The sequence below is a fragment of the Neolewinella litorea genome, from assembly GCF_004803465.1.
Lineage (GTDB): Bacteria > Bacteroidota > Bacteroidia > Chitinophagales > Saprospiraceae > Neolewinella > Neolewinella litorea.
In genome coordinates this window covers 128,551-151,953 of the sequence record NZ_SRSF01000005.1, presented here as the reverse complement: position 1 = coordinate 151,953, position 23,403 = coordinate 128,551, and the positions used below count along the sequence as shown (strand labels likewise).

At 62.0% G+C, this 23,403-nt stretch carries 21 protein-coding genes; 12 read left to right on the top strand and 9 right to left on the bottom strand.

Annotated elements, in window-relative coordinates; all coding sequences use genetic code 11:
* The first annotated feature begins 29 nt into the window (after positions 1–29).
* The 4 genes from clpX (at position 30) to E4021_RS12870 (ending at position 2,961) form a co-directional block, all read left to right on the top strand.
* Positions 30–1,310, top strand: a complete 1,281-nt coding sequence (gene clpX / locus E4021_RS12885; RefSeq protein WP_136459833.1) for an ATP-dependent Clp protease ATP-binding subunit ClpX — start codon at positions 30–32, stop codon at positions 1,308–1,310.
* A gap of 111 nt (positions 1,311–1,421) precedes the next feature.
* On the top strand, positions 1,422–2,078 hold the full coding sequence (pdxH, locus tag E4021_RS12880; protein WP_136459772.1) for a pyridoxamine 5'-phosphate oxidase: 657 nt from the start codon (positions 1,422–1,424) through the stop codon (positions 2,076–2,078).
* Positions 2,079–2,089: 11 nt separating this feature from the next.
* Complete coding sequence (locus tag E4021_RS12875; RefSeq protein ID WP_136459771.1) at positions 2,090–2,461, top strand: hypothetical protein; 372 nt, start codon at positions 2,090–2,092, stop codon at positions 2,459–2,461.
* A 38-nt stretch (positions 2,462–2,499) separates the two neighbouring features.
* Positions 2,500–2,961 carry a hypothetical protein gene (locus tag E4021_RS12870; protein ID WP_136459770.1) on the top strand — a complete coding sequence of 154 codons (462 nt, stop codon included), beginning with the start codon at positions 2,500–2,502 and terminating at the stop codon, positions 2,959–2,961.
* Here the strand turns inward: E4021_RS12870 and E4021_RS12865 are convergent.
* The gene (locus tag E4021_RS12865; protein WP_136459769.1) at positions 2,954–4,216 is read right to left on the bottom strand and encodes an MFS transporter; all 1,263 of its coding nucleotides are present in this window, start codon (positions 4,214–4,216) and stop codon (positions 2,954–2,956) included. The genes E4021_RS12870 and E4021_RS12865 overlap by 8 nt on opposite strands.
* 95 nt (positions 4,217–4,311) lie before the next feature.
* On the opposite strand from E4021_RS12865, the gene E4021_RS12860 reads away from it, so the two are divergent.
* Together E4021_RS12860 and E4021_RS12855 are read left to right on the top strand one after the other, a co-directional pair.
* On the top strand, positions 4,312–5,175 hold the full coding sequence (locus tag E4021_RS12860) for an alpha/beta fold hydrolase (protein WP_168797596.1): 864 nt from the start codon (positions 4,312–4,314) through the stop codon (positions 5,173–5,175).
* Positions 5,176–5,248: 73 nt separating this feature from the next.
* On the top strand, positions 5,249–6,784 hold the full coding sequence (locus E4021_RS12855) for a hydroxymethylglutaryl-CoA synthase family protein (protein WP_136459767.1): 1,536 nt from the start codon (positions 5,249–5,251) through the stop codon (positions 6,782–6,784).
* Positions 6,785–7,016: 232 nt separating this feature from the next.
* On the opposite strand, the gene E4021_RS12850 is transcribed toward E4021_RS12855, so the two are convergent.
* Both E4021_RS12850 and E4021_RS12845 read right to left on the bottom strand, forming a co-directional pair.
* A complete protein-coding gene (locus E4021_RS12850; protein ID WP_136459766.1) occupies positions 7,017–7,424 on the bottom strand; it encodes a hypothetical protein in 408 nt (135 codons plus the stop codon).
* The gene (locus tag E4021_RS12845; protein WP_136459765.1) at positions 7,421–7,621 is read right to left on the bottom strand and encodes a hypothetical protein; all 201 of its coding nucleotides are present in this window, start codon (positions 7,619–7,621) and stop codon (positions 7,421–7,423) included. Before E4021_RS12845 ends, E4021_RS12850 begins: the two co-directional genes overlap by 4 nt.
* A gap of 150 nt (positions 7,622–7,771) precedes the next feature.
* On the opposite strand from E4021_RS12845, the gene pdxA reads away from it, so the two are divergent.
* Entirely contained in the window at positions 7,772–8,881 is a 1,110-nt protein-coding gene (gene pdxA, locus E4021_RS12840; protein ID WP_136459764.1) for a 4-hydroxythreonine-4-phosphate dehydrogenase PdxA, read from the top strand.
* A gap of 65 nt (positions 8,882–8,946) precedes the next feature.
* On the top strand, positions 8,947–11,184 hold the full coding sequence (locus E4021_RS12835; protein ID WP_136459763.1) for an efflux RND transporter permease subunit: 2,238 nt from the start codon (positions 8,947–8,949) through the stop codon (positions 11,182–11,184).
* A 27-nt stretch (positions 11,185–11,211) separates the two neighbouring features.
* On the opposite strand, the gene E4021_RS12830 is transcribed toward E4021_RS12835, so the two are convergent.
* Genes E4021_RS12830 through E4021_RS12820 form a run of 3 tightly spaced genes read right to left on the bottom strand, consistent with a single transcriptional unit; the run spans position 11,212 to position 16,622 of the window.
* The gene (locus E4021_RS12830; RefSeq protein ID WP_136459762.1) at positions 11,212–11,862 is read right to left on the bottom strand and encodes a class I SAM-dependent methyltransferase; all 651 of its coding nucleotides are present in this window, start codon (positions 11,860–11,862) and stop codon (positions 11,212–11,214) included.
* Positions 11,863–11,902: 40 nt separating this feature from the next.
* Positions 11,903–13,342 (bottom strand): D-alanyl-D-alanine carboxypeptidase/D-alanyl-D-alanine endopeptidase, encoded by a 1,440-nt coding sequence (dacB, locus tag E4021_RS12825; protein ID WP_136459761.1) that lies wholly within the window; start codon positions 13,340–13,342, stop codon positions 11,903–11,905.
* 52 nt (positions 13,343–13,394) lie between these two features.
* On the bottom strand, positions 13,395–16,622 hold the full coding sequence (locus E4021_RS12820) for a proprotein convertase P-domain-containing protein (RefSeq protein ID WP_136459760.1): 3,228 nt from the start codon (positions 16,620–16,622) through the stop codon (positions 13,395–13,397).
* A gap of 149 nt (positions 16,623–16,771) precedes the next feature.
* On the opposite strand from E4021_RS12820, the gene rpmH reads away from it, so the two are divergent.
* The gene (gene rpmH, locus E4021_RS12815; protein ID WP_099106760.1) at positions 16,772–16,927 is read left to right on the top strand and encodes a 50S ribosomal protein L34; all 156 of its coding nucleotides are present in this window, start codon (positions 16,772–16,774) and stop codon (positions 16,925–16,927) included.
* Between the two features lie 117 nt (positions 16,928–17,044).
* Positions 17,045–17,497 carry a D-aminoacyl-tRNA deacylase gene (gene dtd, locus E4021_RS12810; protein ID WP_136459759.1) on the top strand — a complete coding sequence of 151 codons (453 nt, stop codon included), beginning with the start codon at positions 17,045–17,047 and terminating at the stop codon, positions 17,495–17,497.
* Positions 17,498–17,670: 173 nt separating this feature from the next.
* On the opposite strand, the gene E4021_RS12805 is transcribed toward dtd, so the two are convergent.
* Positions 17,671–18,444, bottom strand: coding sequence for a tRNA pseudouridine synthase A (locus tag E4021_RS12805; protein WP_168797595.1), 774 nt, complete (start codon positions 18,442–18,444; stop codon positions 17,671–17,673).
* 95 nt (positions 18,445–18,539) lie between these two features.
* Here E4021_RS12805 and E4021_RS12800 point away from each other — a divergent pair, with 95 nt between their 5' ends.
* On the top strand, positions 18,540–19,925 hold the full coding sequence (locus tag E4021_RS12800; protein WP_136459757.1) for an NAD(P)/FAD-dependent oxidoreductase: 1,386 nt from the start codon (positions 18,540–18,542) through the stop codon (positions 19,923–19,925).
* A 448-nt stretch (positions 19,926–20,373) separates the two neighbouring features.
* A complete protein-coding gene (locus tag E4021_RS18420; RefSeq protein WP_406603363.1) occupies positions 20,374–21,867 on the top strand; it encodes a 4Fe-4S binding protein in 1,494 nt (497 codons plus the stop codon).
* Positions 21,868–21,942: 75 nt separating this feature from the next.
* Here E4021_RS18420 and E4021_RS12790 read toward each other — a convergent pair whose 3' ends face one another.
* Both E4021_RS12790 and E4021_RS12785 read right to left on the bottom strand, forming a co-directional pair.
* Complete coding sequence (locus E4021_RS12790) at positions 21,943–22,515, bottom strand: carboxymuconolactone decarboxylase family protein (RefSeq protein WP_136459756.1); 573 nt, start codon at positions 22,513–22,515, stop codon at positions 21,943–21,945.
* A 60-nt stretch (positions 22,516–22,575) separates the two neighbouring features.
* Positions 22,576–23,142, bottom strand: a complete 567-nt coding sequence (locus E4021_RS12785; RefSeq protein ID WP_136459755.1) for a TetR/AcrR family transcriptional regulator — start codon at positions 23,140–23,142, stop codon at positions 22,576–22,578.
* Between the last annotated feature and the right edge of the window lie 261 nt (positions 23,143–23,403).

The following is a 23,403-nucleotide window of genomic DNA, read 5'->3' as shown; positions in this document are numbered from 1 at the left end:
TACACCGATATATACACCCCCCTTACATGATGCGAGGTAAACGACAAGATTTCCGCTGTTCTTTCTGCGGTCGCGACAAGAGCGACGCCCTGGTCCTGGTGGCCGGGCTGGACGCTCACATCTGCGAAGTCTGCGTAGAGCAGGCCCAGGAGATCGTGGCCGAGGAGCTCTACGGCGGACTCAACCCGGAAGCACCGGAAACCCAGCCGAAGGTGAAGGCCCCGAAGTTTGAATTCAAACTTCCCAAGACCATCATCCCCAGCCAGATCAAGGAGCACCTGGACAAGTACGTGATCGGCCAGGAGGAAGCGAAGAAGATTCTCTCCGTAGCCGTCTACAATCACTACAAGCGGCTGTCGCATCCCGCCACCACCGACGACGAGGTCCAGATCGAGAAGAGCAACATCCTGCTCGTGGGCCGCACCGGTACCGGTAAAACCCTGCTCGCCAAGACCATCGCCAAATTGCTGCAGGTACCCTTCGCCATCGTTGACGCCACGGTATTCACCGAGGCCGGCTACGTAGGGGAGGACGTGGAAAGCATCCTGTCGCGCCTGCTGCAGGTCTGCGACTACAACGTGGCCGCCGCCGAACACGGCATCGTCTACATCGACGAAATGGACAAGGTGGCGCGCAAGAGCGACAACCCCAGCATCACCCGCGACGTAAGCGGCGAGGGCGTCCAGCAGGCCATGCTCAAGATGCTCGAGGGCACCGACGTGAACGTCCCCCCGCAGGGCGGCCGCAAGCACCCCGAGCAGAAGCTCGTAAAGGTCAACACCCAGAACATCCTCTTCATCTGCGGCGGTGCCTTCGACGGCATCGAAAAGATCATTGCCCGCCGGACCAACACCAAGGTCATCGGCTACGGCAACGCCAACAAGCGGCAGATCAAGGAGGAGGATATGCTGCAGTACATCACCCACCGCGACGTGAAGCGCTTCGGCATGATCCCCGAACTCATCGGTCGCCTGCCCATCATCTCCTTCCTGCGCCCGCTCGACCTTGACGCCATGAAGCGCATTCTGGTGGAGCCCCGTAACAGTCTGCTGCGGCAGTACCAGCACCTCTTCCGCCTGGAGGGCATCAACCTGACCTTCACGGACGACGTGATCCAGTACATCGCCGAAACGGCCCTCGAGTACGAACTCGGTGCCCGCGGCCTGCGCTCGATCTGCGAAGCCATCATGACGGACGCCATGTTCGACCTGCCCGGCCGCAAGGACGTCAAGCACTACGCCATCGACACCGTCTACGCCAAGTCCAAACTGGAGGGCGGCATGCTGGAGGTGCTGCGCGCCGCTGCGTAAATTTTTCCCGCAGATCGTGCGGATCCTGGGCACCAGCAGGACCTTGCTCCTGTTTCCCGGTTGGCGACCCGCGCGCCGCCGCCCGCATGATCTGCGGTAAAACCCTTCCCTATGGCCATTGACGCCAAGAACCTCCGCGTCGACTACCAAGCCGACGAACTGCTGGAAACGGACGCCCCCGACCAGCCCTTCCCCCTCTTCGACCGCTGGTTCAAGGAGGCGCAAGACAGCGATTGCCCCGAGCCCAACGCCATGATCGTGGCCACCGTCAACCGGGACGGCCACCCCGCCGCCCGCGTCGTGCTGCTGAAGGAGGTCAACGACCGGGGCTTCGTCTTCTACACCAACTACGACAGCCGCAAGGGTCGGGAGATCGATGCCCACCCCCACGTGGCCTTGGTCTTCAACTGGCTGGAACTGCAGCGGCAGGTACGCATCGAAGGCCGCGTGGAGCGACTGGACGAAGAAACCTCCACGGCCTACTTCCAGAGCCGGCCGAAAAAGAGCCAGATCGGTGCCTGGGCCAGTCCGCAAAGCGACGTGATCCCCGACCGGGAATTCCTGGAACAGCGCAAGGAAGCCCTGGAAGCCGAATACCGCGACGTCGAGGTGCTGCCCAAGCCCGACAACTGGGGCGGCTACGTCGTCGTCCCCGAAATGATTGAATTCTGGCAGGGCCGCAGCAGCCGCCTCCACGACCGCCTCGCCTACCTCCGCCCGGAGGGGGACGCCGCCGGACCATGGAAGCGCGAGCGCCTGGCCCCTTAAAAACCAACCCCATGCAGACGGACGCCCACTGGGTACAGCTACAGACCGACATTGCCCGCTACCACGCGCCCCTCCACGAGGCGGCCACCACAGTGGTGGATGAGAAAGTGAGCAACTACCCCATCTTCGTGGCCTACGCCGGCGACGACGTGGACAGCCTGCCCGGCATCTACGTGATGGAGGTTCCGACCAACCGCGAGCTTGTCTGGACCATCAACCTGACGACGCTGGAAGAACTGGTGGTCAAGCAGGTGGTAACCCAGGAGAAGATCGATCCCTTCCGCAATGTCTACAAGGATAAACCGGACAGCTTCTGCTTCCTCATCATTGACGAGGCCGGCGGTCGGTTCGGCTTCGTCAAGCAGCACGTCGACCAGGTCTGACCGCCCCACCCCCTTAATTTAACCCCTTACCCCGATCCATGATTTCCGAAGCCACCATCGACCGTACGCTCGACCGCCTCGAAGGCGCCGGGGAAGAATACGAACAGCAGATCCAGGATTTCGCCGAGAGCCAGCCGGAGCTGATGGAGTACCTCACCAACGAGGACGTGGAGGCCTTTACGGAGGGGGAGCGCGAGCTTCTGTTGTTTGCTGCCCTGGTCATCTTCCAGTCGGTCGACGATGAGCGCTCCGGCCTGGAGGAGGTGACCGGCGACGCGATCGCCACCGCCGAGGAACGCAACTATGAGATTATGGCCGCCAGCAAGGGGGCCAGCCTGCGCGACCGACTGACGCCCTTCTTCGAGCAGAGCGGAGAAGAGGAATTGCTGGCTTTCGTGGAAGACCTGACCCTGTCCGAGGACGAAGGCGACGCCATTTCGCCCGAGGCGCGGGAACCCTTCTTCGTGACCCTTAAGACGGTCATCGACACCCTCACCTAACGGCCAGTTCCCGGTTGCGGGCCTCGCGGGCCCGGTCGACCGTCAGCAGGATCAGCAGTCCCCCCACCCCCAGTCCGGAAATGGTATAGATCGAACTGGCGTAACCAAAGTATTCCGCCAACTGGAAACCCAGTACCGGCGTCAGCACGAAGGCCAGGGAGTAGCTCGCCGAGAGCAGACCGAGGTATTCACCGCGGCGGGAGGGCGGCGCGTGCCTGGCCACATAGGTCCCCGTGAATGGCATCAGCAGGATCTCCCCGAAGGTGATCAGGGCCATCCACACCAGCAGCAGGCTGTAACCCACTACCGCGGCCACGGGCAACAAAAAGTAACCCACCGTGATCAGCGCACTGCCGGTGAGCATCACGAAGAGCGGCCGGTAGCGGCGGTCGGCTAAGTACACCAGCGGCATCTCCACGAGTACGATCAGCACTCCACTTACCGTCAGCAGCAGCCCGAACTGCCCCTCCGTGTAGCCATTGGCGGTCAGGTGGACGGGCACCGTGCTGAAGAGCTGAAAGAAACACATGATCACCAGGGTATTGGCCAGCACCATTTGCACCAGCCACGGTTGGCGGTAGCCGGGTCGGGTTTCCGGGCGTGGTGCCTTTTCTGCCGCGGACGCGGGTGCCGTAGAAGGCAGGGGACGGGCCGTTTCGTCGGCCGGCAGGGCCACCAGGAAAAGGATTGCCGCCAGCCAGTAGGTAATCCCGTCCGCCCAGAACAGGCTTTCGTAGCCGTAGGTGGTGATCAGCAGTCCGCCCAGCGCCGGCCCTACCGAGAAGCCCAGGTTGGCGGCCAGCCGTTGCAGTCCGTACGACTGCGTCAGGTGCTCGGGCGGGGCGTAAACGGCAATGGCGGCCCGGTTGGCGGGCCGGAAAGCGTCGGCGGTGAGGGATGTAAGGAAGACCAAGATACACAGTGGCCAAAAGGAAGTGACCTGTCCTATCAAAATGTGCAGCAGGCCCGCGATCAGGAGGCTGAAAATCATGATGTGCCAGGATCCGTAGCGGTCGTTGAGCAATCCACCGAAGTAGTTGCCGGCGATGCCGCCGACCCCGAAGGCTCCCATCACCCAACCCGCGTCGGTGGCCGTATACCCCATGGAGTTGACCAGGTAGACGGACAGGAACGCAATAACCATGGCACCGCTCCGGTTGACTACCATGACCAGCGAAAGCAGCCACACTTTCCGGGGCAGTCCGGAGAACGACCGGACGTATAGCCGACGGATGCGGGGAAGGGTGGAAAGCATGGTCTGGGGTTGCGAGTGGAGATAACGACCCGTTTGATACACAAGTTCCCGGAATGGACTTTAAGTTTGTCCCCAAAAAGGTCCCAACCCTCAGCATGGCTGGCAGGAGAGAAAAGTTTGTCATCGGTAGCATCCGCCGGCTCCTGAACGGGACGGCGCGGATGTCGCGACGCCAGGCGGGAGCGATCGGCTACTACCTGCTGAGCAAACCCCGCCGGGCCGCCGAGGAGCCTCTGAGCACCGCCTTCATGCAGAAAGCGCGGCACTACACCGTGGAGGCCCAGGGGAATACCCTGCAATGTTACCACTGGCCGGGAAAGGGGCCAAGCATCTTGTTGCTCCACGGATGGGAGAGTCACACGGGCCGCTGGTTCGAATTTTTCGAGCCGTTGCAGAAAGCCGGCTATTCCATTTACGCCTTCGATGCCCCGGCGCACGGCAAGAGCCGCGGCCGCCGCTTCAGTGCCCTGATTTACGCCGAGGCCCTGGGTGCCTATTTGGAGCACCACGACTTTTCCCCCGACTACTGGATCGCCCATTCCGCCGGCGGGATGGCCGCCATCCTTTACCTCACGGAGATGAACCCCGCTTACCAGCCGCAGCAACTGGTCAGCCTGGCCGTACCCGGCGAGCTGGAGCACTTTATCGACAAGTTCTGTGATTTCGTGGGCGTACACGACAAGGTGAAGCAGGGCATCGACTACCAGTTCCGGCGCAAGCTGGACGTGAGTTTTACCGACATCTCCTTTGTCAAATACGTCAAGAATCTCCGGGTACCGGGCCTCATCGTCCACGACGAATGCGACGACCTGGCACCCATTAGCGGCGCCCACCAGATGCATAAAAACTGGGAAGGCTCCAGCCTGATTACTACCCGCGACTGCGGGCACAGTCTGATTGGCGAACTGGTACCCGCCATGGTACTGGAGTACCTGCGCCACTGTCGCGTACCTCAATAACGACCTAAACGCAAAAGGGATAAACCATGGGCGGGGGGTGGCCGTTGAATACCATAGCTACAAACCCAACACTATGGCCACTTCCTCTACCGTCGGAATCGATGACTTTTCCACCTATCTCCCCCAGCTCTACCTCCCCATAGAAAGGCTGGCGGAAAAACGGAACATCCCCTACAGTAAGTTGAAGGACGGCTTGGGTCTGGAGCAGATGGCCCTGGCCGATGCCCGCGAGGATACCGCCACCATGGCCGCCAATGCGGTGCTGGACCTCATGCACAAGAACGACCTGGACCCCTGCACCGTCGGTCGTATCTACCTGGGCACCGAAAGTGCCCTCGACGGTGCCAAGCCAACGGCTACCTACGTGCTGGATATGCTGACCGACCACTTCGCCGACGCCTACGGGCCGAACTGCTTTCTGCACTGCGACGTGGTGGACCTCACCTTCGCCTGCATCGGCGGCGTGGATGCCCTACAGAACTGCCTGGAATGGGCAGCCGCCAAGGACAATCGCGTGGGTATCGTAGTGACCAGCGACAGCGCCAAGTACGAAATGGGCAGTACGGGGGAGTACACCCAGGGGGCCGGTGCCGTCGCCATGCTGGTGCGGCAGTCGCCCCGCCTGCTGGCCATCGATGCTGATTTCGGGGTAGCTACCCGTCCGGCCCACGATTTTTTCAAGCCCAAGCGCAAGGTCAGCAAACGGGAGATCCTGCAGGAGGTGATCAACCTGCTTCCCGACCTCTCCGCCGAGGACTACCAGCTGGACGAACTGGAAGAAAAATTGACCAATGGCCTGACCACGAACGGCATCCTTGACTGCAATGAGAAATTCCTCACCCTGCACAAGGACACCCCGGTGTTCGATGGCCCCTACAGCAACGAAGCCTACCAGGCCCGCATCCGTGAAGCCCTGATCGACTATCGCCGCCGGCACGGACTGCAGGCCGGCACCCTGCAAACCGACTACGCCGCCCTGGCTTTCCACCTGCCTTACGCCTACCAGGCCCGGCGGATGTTTTCCGAGATCTTCATGGAGGAACTCAAGGCTACCCGGCAGTGGGAATCCTTCATTGACCAGAATGATCTCAACGTACCCTGCGCCGACGATTACAATGATCGGGAGCAGTACCTGACCAAGTGCAGCGAATTCCTGCGGGCGGTCACCAAAACCGAGGACTACCGCCGTTTCGTAGACTCTCACCTGGCCCCGGGCGACTGGGCCAGTTCGCGGGTCGGCAACCTGTATTCCGCCAGCGTCTTCCTCAGTTTGATGGCCATCCTGGAGGCCGGTTACCATTCGGATGAGGAGTTGGCGGGCAAGGATCTGCTGGTCTTTGCCTATGGCAGTGGCTCGAAGGCGAAGGTTTTCGGGGCTACGGTGCAGGAAGGCTGGCGGGAGGTCGTAGCCGGCTTCGATTTACAGCTTCGACTGAACAACCGGCAGGAAATCGACTACGATACCTACGAGCAGCTCCACCGCTGCAGCCTGCGCGATAACGTCACCGAGCACGAGCAGGGAACCTTCTTCCTGGCCGACGTCCACGATCGCCGCGACGGCACCGAGGGTGTGCGCCACTACGGTTACGCCGCCAACATCCTGGCATAAAAAAAGCCGGAGCGGGTCCGGCTTCGAAAAGGTTACAAAAATTCCTGAGTGTAGGCTACAGGTACCTTCATCAAATGAGAGGCGATTGCCTGTGATGCCGCAAATATATGCATTTGGAGGATATAAGGCAACAAATAGGTGACAAAATCACTTGCTTTTGCCTTCCTGTAAGTATATAAGTTACACTAAGCCAGTTCCGGCTAACCAATTGCCTATTATGGGTGCTCAACCCTTATTCCTGAGTGTTTAACCTGGGAAAGCCCAGGCGCAACAGGCTGTCCTGACGCAGGCTGTCCTGAAATAAACTGTCGCGCAACAGGGTGTCGAAGCGAATTTCGAAGGGGAAGAGTGGCCGCAGGGGCAGGGGTTTGGAGAGCTGGATGGGGGGTGGTTCGCCGGGTCGGCCGGGCCGTGGGGGTCGTCCCGCGATTCGGCGCATGCTGCGCGCCCTTTCCAGCAGGAGAGAGTCGGCGCGGGCGACGGCTGCCTCGAGCACCTTCCGCTCACAATCGCGCAACAGGTTGGCGCGGATGGCCGCCACCTGTTCGGCGGCCCGTTTCTCGACCAGCTGGCGGGGGTCAATGGCATCCTCGCGGCAGGCGGCGACCAGCAGACAGAGCAGGATCAGGTACCGGATCATTCGCCGGTCATTTGCTGCAAGCGCGTACGCAGACGGGTTTCCTCCTCCAGGCGACGTTGTACGATGCTGTCGGTGGCGATAGCCACGCGGTCGGCGAAGGAAGCCTGGCAGAGGCTGTCCAGTACGGGGCGCAAAGAATCGATTTGCGCCGCGGCGATCGCCTGGAAAGCATCCCGCTGGTCCGGGGTAAGTTGCACTCTAACGTTTTCCTCCGGGCCGCAGGCGGTGCCCACAACTGCGACGAACAGCAACAAAACGCTCAACGGCTTCACGCCACAAACTTACGGAGGCTTTACCGTTCCCGGAGCTGGAGGGCCTACCTTCGCGATACAAACAAGCCCTACCGCATGGATCCCCTTCGCATTGGAATTACGGTTGGCGATGTCAACGGCATCGGCCCCGAAGTGATCGTCAAGGCCCTTAGCCGGCGGGGTATCCTGGAACTGGTCACCCCGGTAATTTATGCCTCGGAGGCCGTCTTTGCGCCCTACTCCACCGACGGGGCGTTTACCCTGACTTTCATCACCAGGGCGGAAGAGGCCGGGGAGGGTGACATCAGCCTCATATCGTGCTGGGATCAGGAAGTGGAACTTACCCCCGGGCAGGCGACCGCCGCCGGCGGTCGCGCGGCGGCCCGGTCGCTGGAGAAGGCCGTAGCCGACCTCAAGGAGGGCCACCTCGATGCGCTGGTCACCGCGCCGATTAATAAGTCGGTCATGCCAAAGGACGACTTCCCCTACCCCGGCCACACCGAGATGCTGACCCAGCAGCTCGGAGCAGACGAAAGCCTGATGTTCCTGGTGAGCGATGATCTCCGCGTTGGGGTGGTCACCAACCACATCCCGGTTTCCCAGGTAGCCGGCCAGGTTACCCAGGCCAAAATCCTGGAAAAGATCAAGATCATGGACGCCAGCCTGCGGGCCGACTTCGGCATTGAAAAGCCGCTCATTGGTGTCCTGGCCCTCAATCCCCACGCCGGCGACGAAGGCCGCATCGGTACGGAAGACGAGAAGGTTGTCCGGCCCGCTGTAGAGCAGGCGAAGGAAGCCGGCATCATGGCGCTCGGGCCCTACCCGGCCGATGGTTTCTTTGGCAGCGGGAAGTTCAAGAAATTCGATGCGGTACTGGCCATGTACCACGATCAGGGGTTGATTCCCTTCAAGGCCCTCAGTTTTGGAAAGGGGGTCAATTTTACGGCCGGCTTGCCGGCCATTCGCACCTCGCCAGACCACGGGACCGCCTACGACCTGGTCGGCAAGAACCAGGCCAGCCCCGATTCCTTCCTGGCGGCGCTCTTCCTGGCCCGCGAGACCTACCTCAACCGCGAACGCTACGAGGAGGACACCGCCAACCCCCTGGAGAGCCGTATGCACCTCGTGTACAAGCGCAAGGCCCGGGCCGGAAAATCCGGCGGCGGAAAATCGGACCGCAAAGGCAGCCGCAGCGGGAAGCGGTAAAGATTACACGGGGGTGTCCAACAATCCCGAAGTAGCGCGATTTAGTACGGGAACCTCCAGCCCCCATGCGCCGCTACCGCCTTCCGGTCATCGTCTTCTTTGCCCTCTACGCGGCGGTAGCCGTTTACGGCTGCTTCCGCCTCAATTTCACGTTTGACTTTCAGCAGTTTTTTCCCCGGGGGGATGAGGACCTGGACTTTTTCCTGGAGTTCATCGACGAGTTTGAGGGCGACGATAACTTCCTGTTGGTAGCCCTGGAGCGGGAGCCGACCGTCTTTGACAGCAGTTTCCTGGCCCAGGTGCAGGACTTCTCGGTGGCCGCCCGTGACCTGCCCGGCGTGGAGGCCGCCCAGTCCCTGACTTCCTTCGGCTACCCCATTAAGACCCCCTTCGCCGTCACCACCATTCCGGCGATCCACCTCGACGACCCCGCCCGCTACGCCGCCGACAGTGCCCGCATCATGGCCGACGAGCGCTTCGTCGGCAACCTCATCAACCGGCGCGGCACCGCCCTAGTGACGGTGCTCAAAACACCCAGCCTGATCAACCTGGATCAGAGCCGGGCCCTCATTGAGGGGCTGGACAGCCTGGTGGCCACCTACAATTTTCCCGATTACCACTACCTCGGCCCCGCGTATTTTCAGAAGGAACTGGTGGCCATGCAGATACGTGAGGTTATCGTTTCGGCGGTGATCTCCGGTCTGCTGGTGTCGTTCGTCATGTTTCTCCTCTTCCGACGGCCGCTGGGGATCGCTGTGGCGCTGGTCAGCATCGCCCTGGGCCTGCTGCTTTTCATGGGTACCCTGGGCCTGCTGGGGCGAGAGCTCAACGCCATTGCCGCCCTGTACCCGGTGTTGATGATCATCGTGGGCACGTCGGACGTGATCCACATCATGTCGAAGTACATCGACGAACTGCGTAAGGGATTGCCGAAGGAAGCCGCCATACGCGTGGCCATCAAGGAAATCGGGTTGGCCACCCTGCTCACCAGCCTCACCACCGCCGTCGGCTTCGCCACCCTGTTGACCAGCCGGATCAATCCCATCCGCGACTTCGGCATCAACGCTGCGCTGGGCGTGATGATCGCCTTCCTTACCGTCATACTATTTACCACTTCCCTATTGAGCTACCTGTCGGTCGACCAGATCGTGAAGATCGGGCGGCAACAGGCTTTCTGGGATCGCCTGATGGAACGCACCTACCAGTTCACCCAGCGCCGGGCAACAGCCATCAAGGTCGGTGCCGTAGTAACCGTGGCACTCTGCTTCTGGGGCATCTCGATGATCACTACCAACTACCGCATTGAATCCACCCTGCCCAAGAACCGCAAGGTGACCGAAGACTTTCAATTTTTTGAGCGGGAGCTGAGTGGTTTCCGGCCCTTTGAACTGGCCATCACCAGCCGCGACAGTAGTCCGGTGACGGACTTTGCCGTGCTGCAGCAAATCGGAAAGATTGAGGACTACGTAAAGGAGTTTCCCTTCGTCCAGAGCACGGCCAGCATTACCGCGGTGTACCGCAGCATCAACCAGGCGTTTAACAACAACCGGGTTGACGCCTATGTATTACCCGCGACGGAAGATCGCTACCAACAGTACCGCAGGTTCGCCGAGCGCATCCCCGACGTCAACCTGAACCTGCTGGTGAGCCGCGACCGGCAGAAGGCCCGTATCACGAGTCGACTCGACGACATCGGTGCCGACAGTATCAAGGTCTTTCTCAACAATACCCACGACTGGATCAACGCCAACGTGGACACCTCCCTGGTCCAGGTACGCAGTACGGGCACGGGCCTCATCATCGACAAGAATGCCGAATACATCCGCCGCAACCTGCTACAGGGACTCGGCCTGGCCATTGTGATCGTCTGTCTGCTGATGGCCCTGTTGTTCCGCAACTGGCGGATGCTGATCATCAGTCTGGTTCCCAATATGTTGCCCTTGCTCATTGCCGGTGCCATGCTGGGTTTCCTGGGAATTGAGCTGGAGGCCGGTGTCAGCATCGTCTTTGCCGTCATTTTCGGCATCGCGGTGGACGACACCATTCACTTCCTCTCCAAATACAAGCTGGCGCGCCGGCGCGGCCTGCCGGTACAGGAAGCCATTCACCTGACCTTTCGCGAGACGGGCAAGGCCATCGTGCTCACTTCCGTGGTGCTATTTTTCGGTTTTTTGGTTATGCTCTTCAGCATCAGCCCGCCAAGCGTGACCATCGGACTGCTGATCAGTCTGACGCTGGCGAGCGCCCTGATCAGCGACCTGCTGCTGATCCCCCTGCTGTTGCGGTGGCTTGACCACAGCTGAGCCCCCGCACTGGCCCCCGGTTGGCGATCATTTCTTTTCGGCCACCATGATGTATTGATAGTCGAGAGTAGTATTGTCCGTAGAGACTACCTCAAATCCCGCCGTTTCCAGTATCCCGGCCAGGGCCGATAATCCGATCCGGTCGGCGGGGTCGGGGCCGAGGGCGGTGTCTTCTTTTTTCCAGTCTACGATCACCACGCGGCCGCCGGGGCGCAGGGCGGGTATGAGCTTGCGGAGGTAGTCCTCCTGGTTCTCAATCAGGTAAAGGGTATTAACGAAGAGTACGATATCCACTTCGTTTTCCGCCAGGAGGGGATCGTCGGGCAGGGCCAGCCGGGGTTCCAGGCGGGGCTGTAGGGCGGCGGGCAGTTCCGTCATGCGCACCGTATCGAGGTAATCGATCCAGCGCTGGTCGATCTCGATGGCGATCACCCGGTCGGCCAGCGGGGCAAGGCGGCGGGCGAAGAACCCCTCTCCCGCTCCGATATCGGCGATGACCTTTTCCTCGATATCGCCCAGTACCTCGATAACCACCCCGGGCTTTTGCCAGACGTGCCGCTCGCGGTCTGCTTCGACCATTCCCGGTGGGGCGTAGACGTCCTCGGTGGGTGGTGCAGGCCCATCCGTATTCTGGCAGGACACCAGCAAGCAGCACAGCAGAAGGAAGGTAAAGCGCATGTAGGCAGGGGTAGCGGCGGGCAAGATACGGACCCGCCGTTTACAGGCTCGCGGTGCAGAGGTCGCGCATCAGGTCGTAGATGAGGCGGTTCACCACGCTGGAGCGCAGGTCGTGGTTGTTGACGGCGATGCTGTAGGCTAATCTGCGGCCGTCCGGCCGGTCAACGTAGCCGGCGTAGGTACGCACGGCGTTCACCGTCCCGCTCTTGCCCCGCACGCGGCCCTCGGCGACCGTTCCACGCAGGACGTTGCGCAGGCTCCCGGTGCGTCCGGCCAATGGAATGCTCTCGATCCACCGCTCCGCCCCGGCCTGGCTCACCAGGAAAGCCGTCATGAAGGCCGGTGAGAAAAAATTGCGGGGGTCAAGTCCGCTCCCGTCGCGCAAATTGACCCCTTCGGTATCGAGGCCCTGGCTCCCGAGCCAATCTACGAGTACGTCGGTCGAGCTCAATTCCTCCACCGGCTGTCCGTTGACCTTGTTGATCTCCCGCAACAGGCTCTCGGCGTAGAGGTTGACGCTCTGCAGGTTGGTGCGGTCTACGATCTCACTCAGGTGAGGCGAGTACTGTTCGTCGAGCATCTCCCCAACGGTATAGCCGCCGAGGGTGAGGTGGGTGGCCGGCGGGCCGATGATCGATACCCCGTCCGTTTCCAGGCGCTGGTTAAGCAGTTGGGCGGCGAGCATGGCCGGGTCGGGCAATGATCCACGGATGCGGAAGCTGCCCGTTCCCGCCGGAATACTCCCGCGGATAAAGTGGTGATGGTTGAAGGGGGCGCCGTAGATGTAGGCCTGGTCGCCGCTGCCCCGTGGCCCGCTCCTCAGCTCATTCGTAAATTCCAGGCCGGGCACAACGGGCTCTGTGCGCAGTACCGGCGGCGTGCTGCCCACCTCGGGCCGTTGGGAAAAGGTGATTTCGTAGCTGTTTTCGTTGACGTTGAGGCCGTAGGCGCCGGCGCCGTAGTAGTTGCCCAGGTCGGCCCAGGGCCAGCCGCGCCCGGTGCCGTCGGTGCCGTAACGGCTGCCGTCGCCGACCACCGCGCCGGTTATCCGGGTAATGCCCCGCTTGCGCACGGCCGCGGCCCACTGCTCTACTACGGCCTCCAGTTCGTCGGCGCCGTCCATGCGTTCACTGCCCAGGGTGGGGTCGCCGCCGCCAACGATGTATAGATTGCCGCGGAGCGTACCCTCCGTGACGGGCCCGGAAGCGATGAGGCGGGTCTGAAAGCGGTAATCGGCTCCGAGGAGATCCATGGCCGCGGCCGTCGTGATGAGCTTCTGGGTAGATGCCGGAATGCAGGCGACCCCGGCATTATGGGAGGCAAGCTGGCGGCCATCGACGACCGACCGGATGTCCACGGCTACCAGGGCTTTGCCCAGCACCTGCGTCCCCGCAAAATCGGCAACGAGCTGTTGTACGGAACGCTGCGCGGAGAGTGTGCCGGTGAGCAACAGGCAAAACAGCGAGAGGCGCAGGACCATGATAAAAGGTGTTTTGGGGGCTACAAAAAATACCGGAGCATGTGCAATGATATCAACGCAACAGGAGGATTCGTTCGGTCAGTCCACCGAAGCGACCGTTCAAACGCAAAAAATAGACGCCGGCCGGCAAGGCCCCGAGCTCGAGGCGGTTCAGGGGGGGCTGCAGGTTATTCCAGTCCCGTACGCTGGTGCCCGCAGCGGTATAGAGCGCGGCGGTGACGCCCCCATCCGTCCAGTTCCCCTCCAGTTCGACCGTAAGGTGGTCGACGGCGGGATTGGGATATACGCTGATGCGGCGGTCGGCGCTGAAGTGGTGGGTGCTGCTGGTCGTGTCGAGCGCGATATCGCGGGCGGGCCCCGGAAAGCTGCCGCAGGGATTCACGGAAACGACCCGCCAGAAAAATTGAGCGGGCAGGGCCGCGCGGCCCACCGTCAACTGGCGACCGGCGGTGGTGGCCACGTAAACGGTATCACCAAATTCGGCATCGGTAGAGACCTGCAGACCATAGCTCTCGGCCGTGGCCGAAGGGCGCCAGCGAAAGGTCACGGTTTCCTCGTCCAGGCGGGCGGGCAAGGGCGTTACCGGCTCCGGCACCGGCAAAACCTGCAGCGTGTTTACGGCCCGGCGTTCCGTACCGTCGGCGGCGATCACCACAAAAGAGAGATCGGCGGTGCCGGGCCCCACGATGGTCCAGGCGCTGAAGCGTACTTCCAAGGTACCCGTGGCGGGGTCGAAGTTGAAGGTGTAATTGTCCAGTTCCAGCCCGTCGGCCTCCACTCTGAGGGAGACCTCCTCGTCAAAGTCGGCCCCCAGCTGCAAAAGCGCCGTACTGCCGAAGTTGGAGCAGGACCGGATGGGCGGGGAAAGCAATGCTACGCTGAGGTCGCGTGCGTCGACCCGGTCTTCACAGACGCGGAGGCGGAAATCGGTGATGGCTCCCCCGTCCTCGGCCGCTTCATCGTTCACCACCAGCTTCCAGGTGCCGCGGGACGAAGCTCCGGCCAGTTGGGAGAAGGCGTCTACGGGCCGTACGCGCCGGTAGCTGCCCTCGTCACCGTCTTCGCAGGCTTCGCTGAAGTCCGCGGCCGTCGTACCGGCGCCGTCGGCAAAGATGACATACAGGTTGGTGGCCGGGCAGGCCCCGCCGAGGGGGGGATCGAGGAGCGCTACCACCTTGCCGGCCGGGCTGACCAGCCGCAGCGACAGGTCACCGACGAAGGTGTGCTCCAGGCCCACGATCACCTCCATATGTTTGAGGTCCAGGTCTTCGCTGACCTCCAGGGAGGCCACTACTTCACCGGGTTGGGCCGCCGGAATGGGCACGGGCAGGGCGGTGGCGCCGCGGAGCAGGCAGCTCCGATCGGCGGTGGTGAAGATGCGCGGAGAAGACCAGGCGCCAGTACCGCAGTCGTTGCGACCGCGTACCCGCCAGTAGTATTGGGTACCGCCGGCCAGGGGGAATTCCGGGACAAAGTTGGGGACCACCAGGTCGCGGAGGTCGGCCGTGAGTCCCCCGAATTCGGGGTCGAGGGAGATCTGCAAGTCGTAGCTACTGACCCCGCCTACGGGACGCCAGCCGAGTTCCAGGAAGGGGTCCACCCCGCTACTCTGCTGTTCCGGGCGCAGCAGGTCGACCGCCGCTGGGGCGCTGTCTACCAGGGTGAGGGTCAATACCACCGTATCTGTGAGTCCACTGCCCCCGTCGGCCACGACCGTGATCGGGTAGGTCCCGGCCGCGGCGGCGGCGGGGTCCGCCAGTAAGGTGATGCTGTTTCCGCCCGAGGTGGTGGCGGGCAGGGTGATCGTCAGATCGGAATGGGCGGTAGCGGACAGTCGGGTCCCGACGGGGAAGGCCTCGCCCAGGAACAGGGTATACTCGGTAGTACTGCCCGTGCAGCTGCTTCGGCAGGCGGGGCTGGCCACCAGGGCGGTGCTGAGGGTGGCGGCGTCGAGTCCGTCCAGGGTAGTCGTACCGGTACCGCAGGGGTCGAGCCAGGCTTGCAAGCCGCTGGCGGGGGTACCGCCCCCGATAAAGCTGCGGGCGAAGGAGCCGAAGATGTCTTCGGCCTGGTTACCGCAGGAGGCCCGGCCGCCGAAAAGTTGGCCGCGTACCCGGCCGGCGGTATCGAACAGCGGGGCCCCCGAGGAGCCGGATTCCGTGGAGCCTACCTCCCAGTAGGGAACGCGGTAGAAGCTGCCGTCGGCGTCGGCTTCCCCAAGGATATTCGAGCGGGTGAGGGGTTGCTCGGTGAAACTGATGCGCTTCTCGTCCAGGTTCGGGTGGTGTACGATGGCTACCCGCCCGGTCGGGGGCCGGTTGATCGCCGACCAACCGGCAAAGTAGGCGCGTGCACGCGGGTTCACGGGTTCGTCGAGTTCGAGCAGGGTAACGTCGGTTGCCGAATAGCTGGCCAGGTGGCGGGCCCCGGTGTTGAATACCTCCAGGCGTCCATCGCCGGTGCTGCCGCTGTCGCCCGATCCCGGGAGCCGGCATTCATCGTTTTCGAAATTCCAGTAGGTGACCAGGGTGGGTGCAGTGGCCGGGTTTACTCCGCAGTGGTTGGCGGTGAGGAAGAGCGGCCGGCCGTCCTGGTTTGTGTTGTTGATGAGGAAACCGGTGCAGCGCTCCCGCCCTTCCACGGTATACGCCGCCACGCTGCGGATGACATCGCGGTAGGCATCCACCTGGGGGTAGCCGTCGGCCGCCCCGCAGGCCACGTCGAGGTGGCAATCGTCACTGATGAGGTCCATGACGCCCTCAAAATCGTGATTGACGGAAGAGATGATCAGGTCCACGTTCCCTGCCTCCCCGGCCGGCACGAGCAGTTCGACCATGAGTTCATCGCCGCGCAGGAGGGGCGACCAGAACTGGGCGTGCTCGGCGTTGTCGGCGGCGGTGAAGGGGCCAAAGCGGTCGGTGCGCGTGGTGAGGTAGAGGCGGGCGCCTTGGGGCAGCGCGAAGCGGGTGAAGCCCAGGTTGAGCGACTTGGCACCGGGACTGCGCACGCGCCACCGCCAGAGCAGGGAGTCCGACGTGGGGTTAGTCCATTTCCCGTCGCGATCGGGCTGTACATTTACCGGCAGGGTGAGGGCGAAGGTCTGCGGGCGGTCGGGCCGGCGGACGGCTAGTTCGGCCGCCAGCAGTCGATCGTTATCCTGCGCGGGCAGTTCAACCAGGGGTACTTCGGCGAGCGCCGCTGCGGCAAACCGTTGCTGGCCGGCCAGTTGCGGCAGGTAGAACAGGAGAGCCAGGGTAGCGATGAGGGCGCTGCGAAACATGCACGGGGGGTTGTCCTGCCAAGGTAAGGTGGAAATTCCGTGACAATAAATTGAAGCCACCCTTTGTAGGTTAAGCGCCAAACCCTTACCTTTGCCCGACTTTTGCAGAACCTCCGGCCCGGTAACGAGCGCCTAAAAAATAATTTAGCATGAAAAGGACTTTCCAACCCTCCAAGCGTAAGCGTGTCAACAAGCACGGATTCCGCTCGCGCATGTCTACCAAGAACGGCCGCAAGGTCCTGGCCCGCCGTCGCGCCAAAGGTCGCTACAAGCTGACCGTCAGCGACGATACCTACAAGAAGTAACTGATACCACCGGAGTAACTCCCGGAAGGTTGCAAAATTAATCAGCCCTGACTGCTCTCCGCGGTCAGGGCTTTTTGTCGATGCGGGAGGTCTATTGCTCCTGTTTATCTTGCCCCCATGCGCGTACTTATTCAGCGGGTGACCGAGGCTTCGGTGACCATTGACGGAAGCGTTTCCGGCCGGATCGGCCCCGGGCTTCTGATTTTACTGGGCGTGGAAGACGCCGACACGGACGAGGACATCGAATGGCTCTGCGGCAAGATCAGCCGGCTGCGCATCTTTTCCGACCCGGAGGGGAAGATGAACCTCAGCGTCACGGACATCGACGGCGGATTGCTGGTGGTATCTCAGTTCACGCTCTTCGCCAGCACCAAAAAGGGCAACCGCCCCGGCTTTACCCGCAGTGCCGATCCGGCGGTGGCCATTCCCCTGTACGAGCGATTTGTCGCCCGTCTGAGTGCCGTGGCCGGGCGGCCGGTGGCGACCGGGGAATTCGGGGGGGACATGCAGGTGGCCCTAGTAAACGACGGGCCGGTTACGATCTGGATCGATTCCCGGGACCGGGAGTAGGGAGTAGTTGGTCCGCCGGACCACCACCCTCTTGTACCCTCTCCGACTCAAGCGGAGCAATTCCTACACCAGCATACGGATCATCGAGAGGCCGTCCAACGCTCTACCCGTTGGACGGTGGGGGGACCGTCCAACGCTTACCCAAGCTGGTCCGCTATCCAGTGGTCCGACGACTAAATGGTCGGACCAGTATCCGCCGGACCACCACCCTCCAGCCCCTCCACGCGGCTCAGAAACAGGCCCTCGGGCGCGGCCTGCCCCACCGATATCCGCTCACCGCTTTCCAGGGCTACCTCCAGTTCGTCGGGTGGAATCTCACCTTTCCCCACGCGTAGCAACTGGTACACCAGGATACGGATCATCCCCCGCAAGAACCGGTCGGCCACGAAGCGGAAGCGGTACCTCCCCTCCCCCTCCTCGTGCAGGGAGGCCTCGCGCAGGTCGCAGGTGGTGGTGTTGTGGCGATCGGGCGTCAGGCAGAAGGCCCGGAAGTCGTATTGTCCGGTAAGGGGCCGCAGGGCCATTTCAATCGCCCAGGTATCCAGGTCGGGCAGGTCGAGGTAGCTGCTTACCGGAGCCAGAAAGGGATCGGCCCGGGTATGGAAGTAGTAGTCGTAGGTGCGGGAGGTGGCATCGTAGCGGACGTGGGCCCCGCTGTCCACCGGCCAGGCCCGGTAAAAGACGATGTCGTCGGGCAGCACCTTATTCAAGACGAACAGCCAGTCGTCGCGCAGCTCCCCCTCAGTATCGAAGTGCAGGTAATAATCCGAGGCGTGGACGCCTGCGTCGGTCCGGCCACAGCCTACGGCCTTGACGGGATGGCCTTGCACCCGCGACAGCGCCGCCTCAACGGTAGCCTGTACGGTGGGCACCTCTCCCGATTGCCGCTGCCAGCCCCGGTAATGGGTGCCGCGGTAGGCGAGGTGGACGAAGTAACGCTGTGACATTTGCCTTAAATGTAAGTCCGCGACAGCATCCGACCCGCCGGCAGCGCACTTTTGAGTTGTGACGTAGTTTGCACGACTACCCATCCCGCCCCCCTATGCACGTAGCCATCCTCGGCAACGGTATTGCCGGAATTACCGCCGCCCGCTGGTTGCGCAAGCTCAGCGACGACGTCCGCATCACCGTCATCTCCGCCGAATCCGATTATTTCTTCTCCCGCACGGCCCTCATGTACGTTTACATGGGCCACCAGCGCTGGGAAGACCTGATGCCCTACGAGCCCTTCTTCTGGCCCAAGAACCGCATCGACCTGCGACGCGGCTACGTGGAGGCCGTCGATACCGACGCGCATACCCTGCATTTCTCCGGCGGCGACACCCTGGCCTACGACAAACTCGTGCTGGCCACCGGCAGCGCCTGGAACACCTTCGACTGGCCCGGACAGGACCTCAAGCGCGTGGGCGGCATGGTGAGCGCCCAGGACCTGGAATACCTCGAGGAGATCACCCCCGAGATCCAGTCGGCGGTGATCGTAGGCGGCGGACTAATCGGCATAGAATTGGCCGAAATGCTCCACAGCCGCCACATCCCCGTGAAGCTGCTCGTGCGCGAAGGCAGCTACTGGAGCAACGCCCTACCCCCCGAGGAAAGCCAAATGGTGAGCCGCCACATCGCACGCCAGGGCATCGACCTGCGGCACGATACGGAGCTCCAGGAGATCCACGACGACGGAACCGGGGCCGCGGGTGCCATTACGACCAAGGCCGGCGAGCGCATCGAGTGCCAGTACGTGGGCCTGACCGCCGGCGTGCACCCTAATATCGCCTTTCTGCATGGCAACGAAACCGTGGAAACCGGCAAGGGCATTCTGGTGGACGAGTACCTGCAGACCTCAGCCCCCGACGTCTACGCCATCGGCGACTGCGCCGAACTGCGCCACCCCCGCCCCGGACGCAAGGCCATTGAGGCCGTCTGGTACACCGGCCGCATGATGGGCGAAACTGTAGCCTACACCCTGCTGGGGCGCCCGGTCAAGTACGACCCCGGAATCTGGTTCAACTCCGCCAAATTCATCGATATCGAGTACCAGGTATACGGGGAAGTGCCCGCCCACGGCCGCGACGGACTGGAAACCCTCTACTGGGAACACCCCGACGGCGAAAAATCGGTGCGCATCAACTACGAAGCTAGCGACGGCAGCGTGCGCGGCTTCAACCTGATGGGCATCCGCTACCGGCAGGAGGTCTGCGAAAAGTGGATCGCCCATGGCACCCCGGTAGAGGAGGTGCTGCAAAACCTGGGCATGGCCAATTTCGACCCCGAGCTCTACGCCGAATACGAATCCGACATCGTGGCCCTGTACAACCAACGGACCGGCCGTAACCTCCAGCTGAAACGCAAACGCGGCCTCGATGCCGTCCTCCGCTTCCTGAATTTCAAGACCCGCACCCCCCGCGCCATTTCCCACCCCGATGCCCAGTAAACGCACCCACAAGACCACCCTGCAGTACGTGGGCCTGGCCCTCTTCACCATTGCGCTGCTGGTGTTTACCGGTATGCTGGCGCTGGAGAATTACCGCATCAGCGAGGACGATTTTATCGCTACCGTCGCCCCCGCGCCGGAAGGGGTGGTCACCGGAGTTTCCGCCGGTTCCTCCAGCGGGGAAAGCTCCAACGACGCTCCGCCGGCCCCCGAAGCGGACCCCAAGGCCCAGTTAGTCTACCAGGTCAGGGGTTCCGCCTTCCAGGCCGCCGGCCGGGAGCTGGGATTGTTTGATCAGACCTTCGGCAGCAGTTTCAGCTTTCACGACAAGATCGAGGAAGTGTACGCGCTGGCCCGCCGGCAGGTCGACACGCGGGTCGACCAACTGATGGCGGAAGAAGCCCTTCCCGAAGGGGTATCGGAATGGGACGTACGGCTCTCCGACCCGATCTACTTCAAGGGCAATTTCCTTGCGGTGGCTACGGCCGCGGAACAAGGGCCGGTCAACGACAACCCCCTGCTTTTCCTCGGGCTTACCATCGGCCTGGGCCTGCTGGGCGGACTGCTTTATATACTCCCGAAATTCCGTGGGCACCCGGGCATCAAGCACGACCACATCTACCACTCCCAGCTCACCAAGGGGCTCAACCTGGGCTGGCGCAGCGCCTTCCTCGCCCTTTCGATCATCGGCATCATCGGATACGGGATCCGGTACATGGCCAGCGACTGGTTCTGGCCGGCGGTCACGGTGGCCGTGGCCCTGCTGATCATCGGACTGGTCCTGTTCGCGGAGCATTCCTGGCGCAACTCCCCGGCCCGCGCCGCGGATCCCGCCGGACTGTCCGCCTACCTGGGCATTCTGGCTGGCACCTACCTGATCGGTTTTTACATCTTCCTGTACTGGGCCCCGGAGCACGTCACCCCCTGGATCACCATGGTCAGCCCCGTGAAGCAGGGCTTGTTCGGCGGGATGGCCAGCCAGTGGTTCCTGTACGGACTGCTGTACACCCTCATCATCCTGGTCATGGGCGTCCGTATGCTGGCCAAATACCGCCACAACAAATATCAGATCGTGCGGACGTTCTCCGTCATGTTCTTCCAGCTGGCCTTCGCCTTCCTGATCCCGGAGATCCTCGGGGCCTTGAACAAGCCGCAGCAGGACCTCAAGAACATCTGGCCGCTGGACTACGACTTCTTCTTCAGCTGGCAGCTCGAGGAGTTCCAGAGTGCCGGGGCCCTGGGTACCTTCATGCTGGTGTGGGGCATCTTCCTGGTCATCGTCGGCGTCCCCCTGATGGTCCACCTGGTCGGCAAGCGGTGGTACTGCAGCTGGGTGTGCGGCTGCGGCGGCCTGGCCGAGACCCTGGGCGACCCCTGGCGGCAACTCAGCGACAAAAGCCTCCGCGCCTGGAAGTTTGAGCGGTGGATCATCCACGGCGTCTTGGTGGCGGCCATACTGATGACGGCCCTCACGCTCTATTCCTACTTTACCGGCGCTGACAGCCTGCTCGGTTTCCAGACCTGGAAGGTGCAGAAGTGGTACGGTTTCCTCATTGGCGCGGGCTTCGCCGGGGTGGTGGGTACCGGATTCTACCCCCTAATGGGCAACCGGGTGTGGTGCCGCTTCGGCTGCCCGCTGGCGGCCTATCTCGGACTGGTCCAGCGCTTCCAGAGCCGCTTCCGCATCACCACCAACGGCGGACAGTGCATCAGCTGCGGCAACTGCTCCACCTACTGCGAGATGGGCATCGACGTGCGCGCCTACGCCCAAAAGGGGCAGGACATCGTCCGGGCCAGCTGCGTCGGCTGTGGCGTCTGCGCGGCGGTGTGCCCCCGGGGCGTACTGCGCCTCGAGAACTCCAGCGTCGATGACGGCTACCGCACCGTGCCGGAGCGGGTGATTCACGTCTCCGAGGAAGAAGGGGCCTACTTGAAATTCTGATGGCCGACTGCCTACAGAAACAAAGCCCCCGCACCGGGATCGGTACGGGGGCTTTCGTTATTCAGCTGGCAACAGCTATTGCTGCTTCCAGGCGCGGCTGGCAAAGGCATCGTCCAGCGGGGTTTCGAAAACGTGGTTGTAGTAGTTACTCATCGTCTTTACGCCTGCAGCGGCCACTACTCCGGCAACGTGGCGCTCGTTGTAACCTGCGCTGAGGAAAGCCTCCACGTCCTCTTCCGAGGGGCGGCCCCGCTTGGCGATGAAGGCCTTGCTGAAGCGGCTCAAGGCACCCAGTTTCGCGTCGGGCACTTCGGTATTGTTGCGGATGGCGTCGGTCACTTCGGTGGGCACCTTGCTCATCCTGTCAGCGATGAAACTGTGGGCGGCCAGACAGTACTCACAGCCGTTCTCATAGCTGATGGACATGAAGATTACCTCCTGCTCCTGCGGCGTGAAGCCGGCGTGCTGGCGGAAGGAGTTGTAGGCGTGCGTGTAGGCATCCAGCAGGGCCGGATTGGTGGCCATGCCGGCGTACATATTGGGCACCATACCCATGCTCTTTTTCGCCTGCTCCAGGATGGGGCGGGCTACCGGGTCGGCCGATTCAATGGTCTGGGGCTGGTAGGTAAGATTTTGCAATGTATTCATGATAAAGGTTGTTAAAGGGTATACTAACTAAGCAACCGCTTAGTTATGGGGTAAAATTTTTTATAGCTTCTCGAAGGTCACTTCGATGTAGTCGTTCAATTGGGTGCGATCAAAAACCTTGCTGCCGGCCGTCAGGCCCTGCAAGGCGACCAGCAGGTAATTCACCCAGCGCTCCAGGGTGCCTTCGTCCGCCTGAGGTTTGGCATCGGACAGCTTATCCTTCAGCACCCGCCTGAGGTGGTCAACAAAAGGAGTGATCTCCGCCTGGATCGCCAGATCAGCTTCCCGGGACAGTTCCCCCAGGGTGTTGTGCAGGAGGCAACCGTTCGTTTGCTGGTGCGCGGCGGCAAAATCCAGGAAATCGTAAAAGTAGACCCGGATAGCATTCATCCCTTCCGGAGAGCTTTCGAGCTTGTCTACTAGACGCTCTACCTTGGCGCGGTAGGAGCGCAGGCTTTCCCGCAGAACACCACGCTTATTCTTGAAACTGGCGTAAATCGAAAACTGGTTGATGCCCATCTCCTTTTCCAGCATCCGCACTGAAGTGCCGCTGTAGCCGTGGCGCCAGAAGACGCCCATGGCTTTTTCAATCACTTCCTTCTCATCGTATTGTTTGCTCCGGGCCATTATGCGTAGATGTTGGATTATCCAAGCGTCTGCTTAGGTAACGAATGATGGAAGCATTGGTTCATAATCAGCTTCTTGCACTGGGCGAACTAATCAACCGCCCCACAAGCCTCCCAAGGCCCCAAACCCAGTCACTACTTGGTGTGTGTGCCTTTGGGACCGCTCATCAAAAAGAAAGAAAGAAGAACGGAGGTCATACGGATATGTCGTTTTTTCTCAAATATAAGGGCGGCGGTGCGCGGGTGCAAGAAAAAGGAGGTA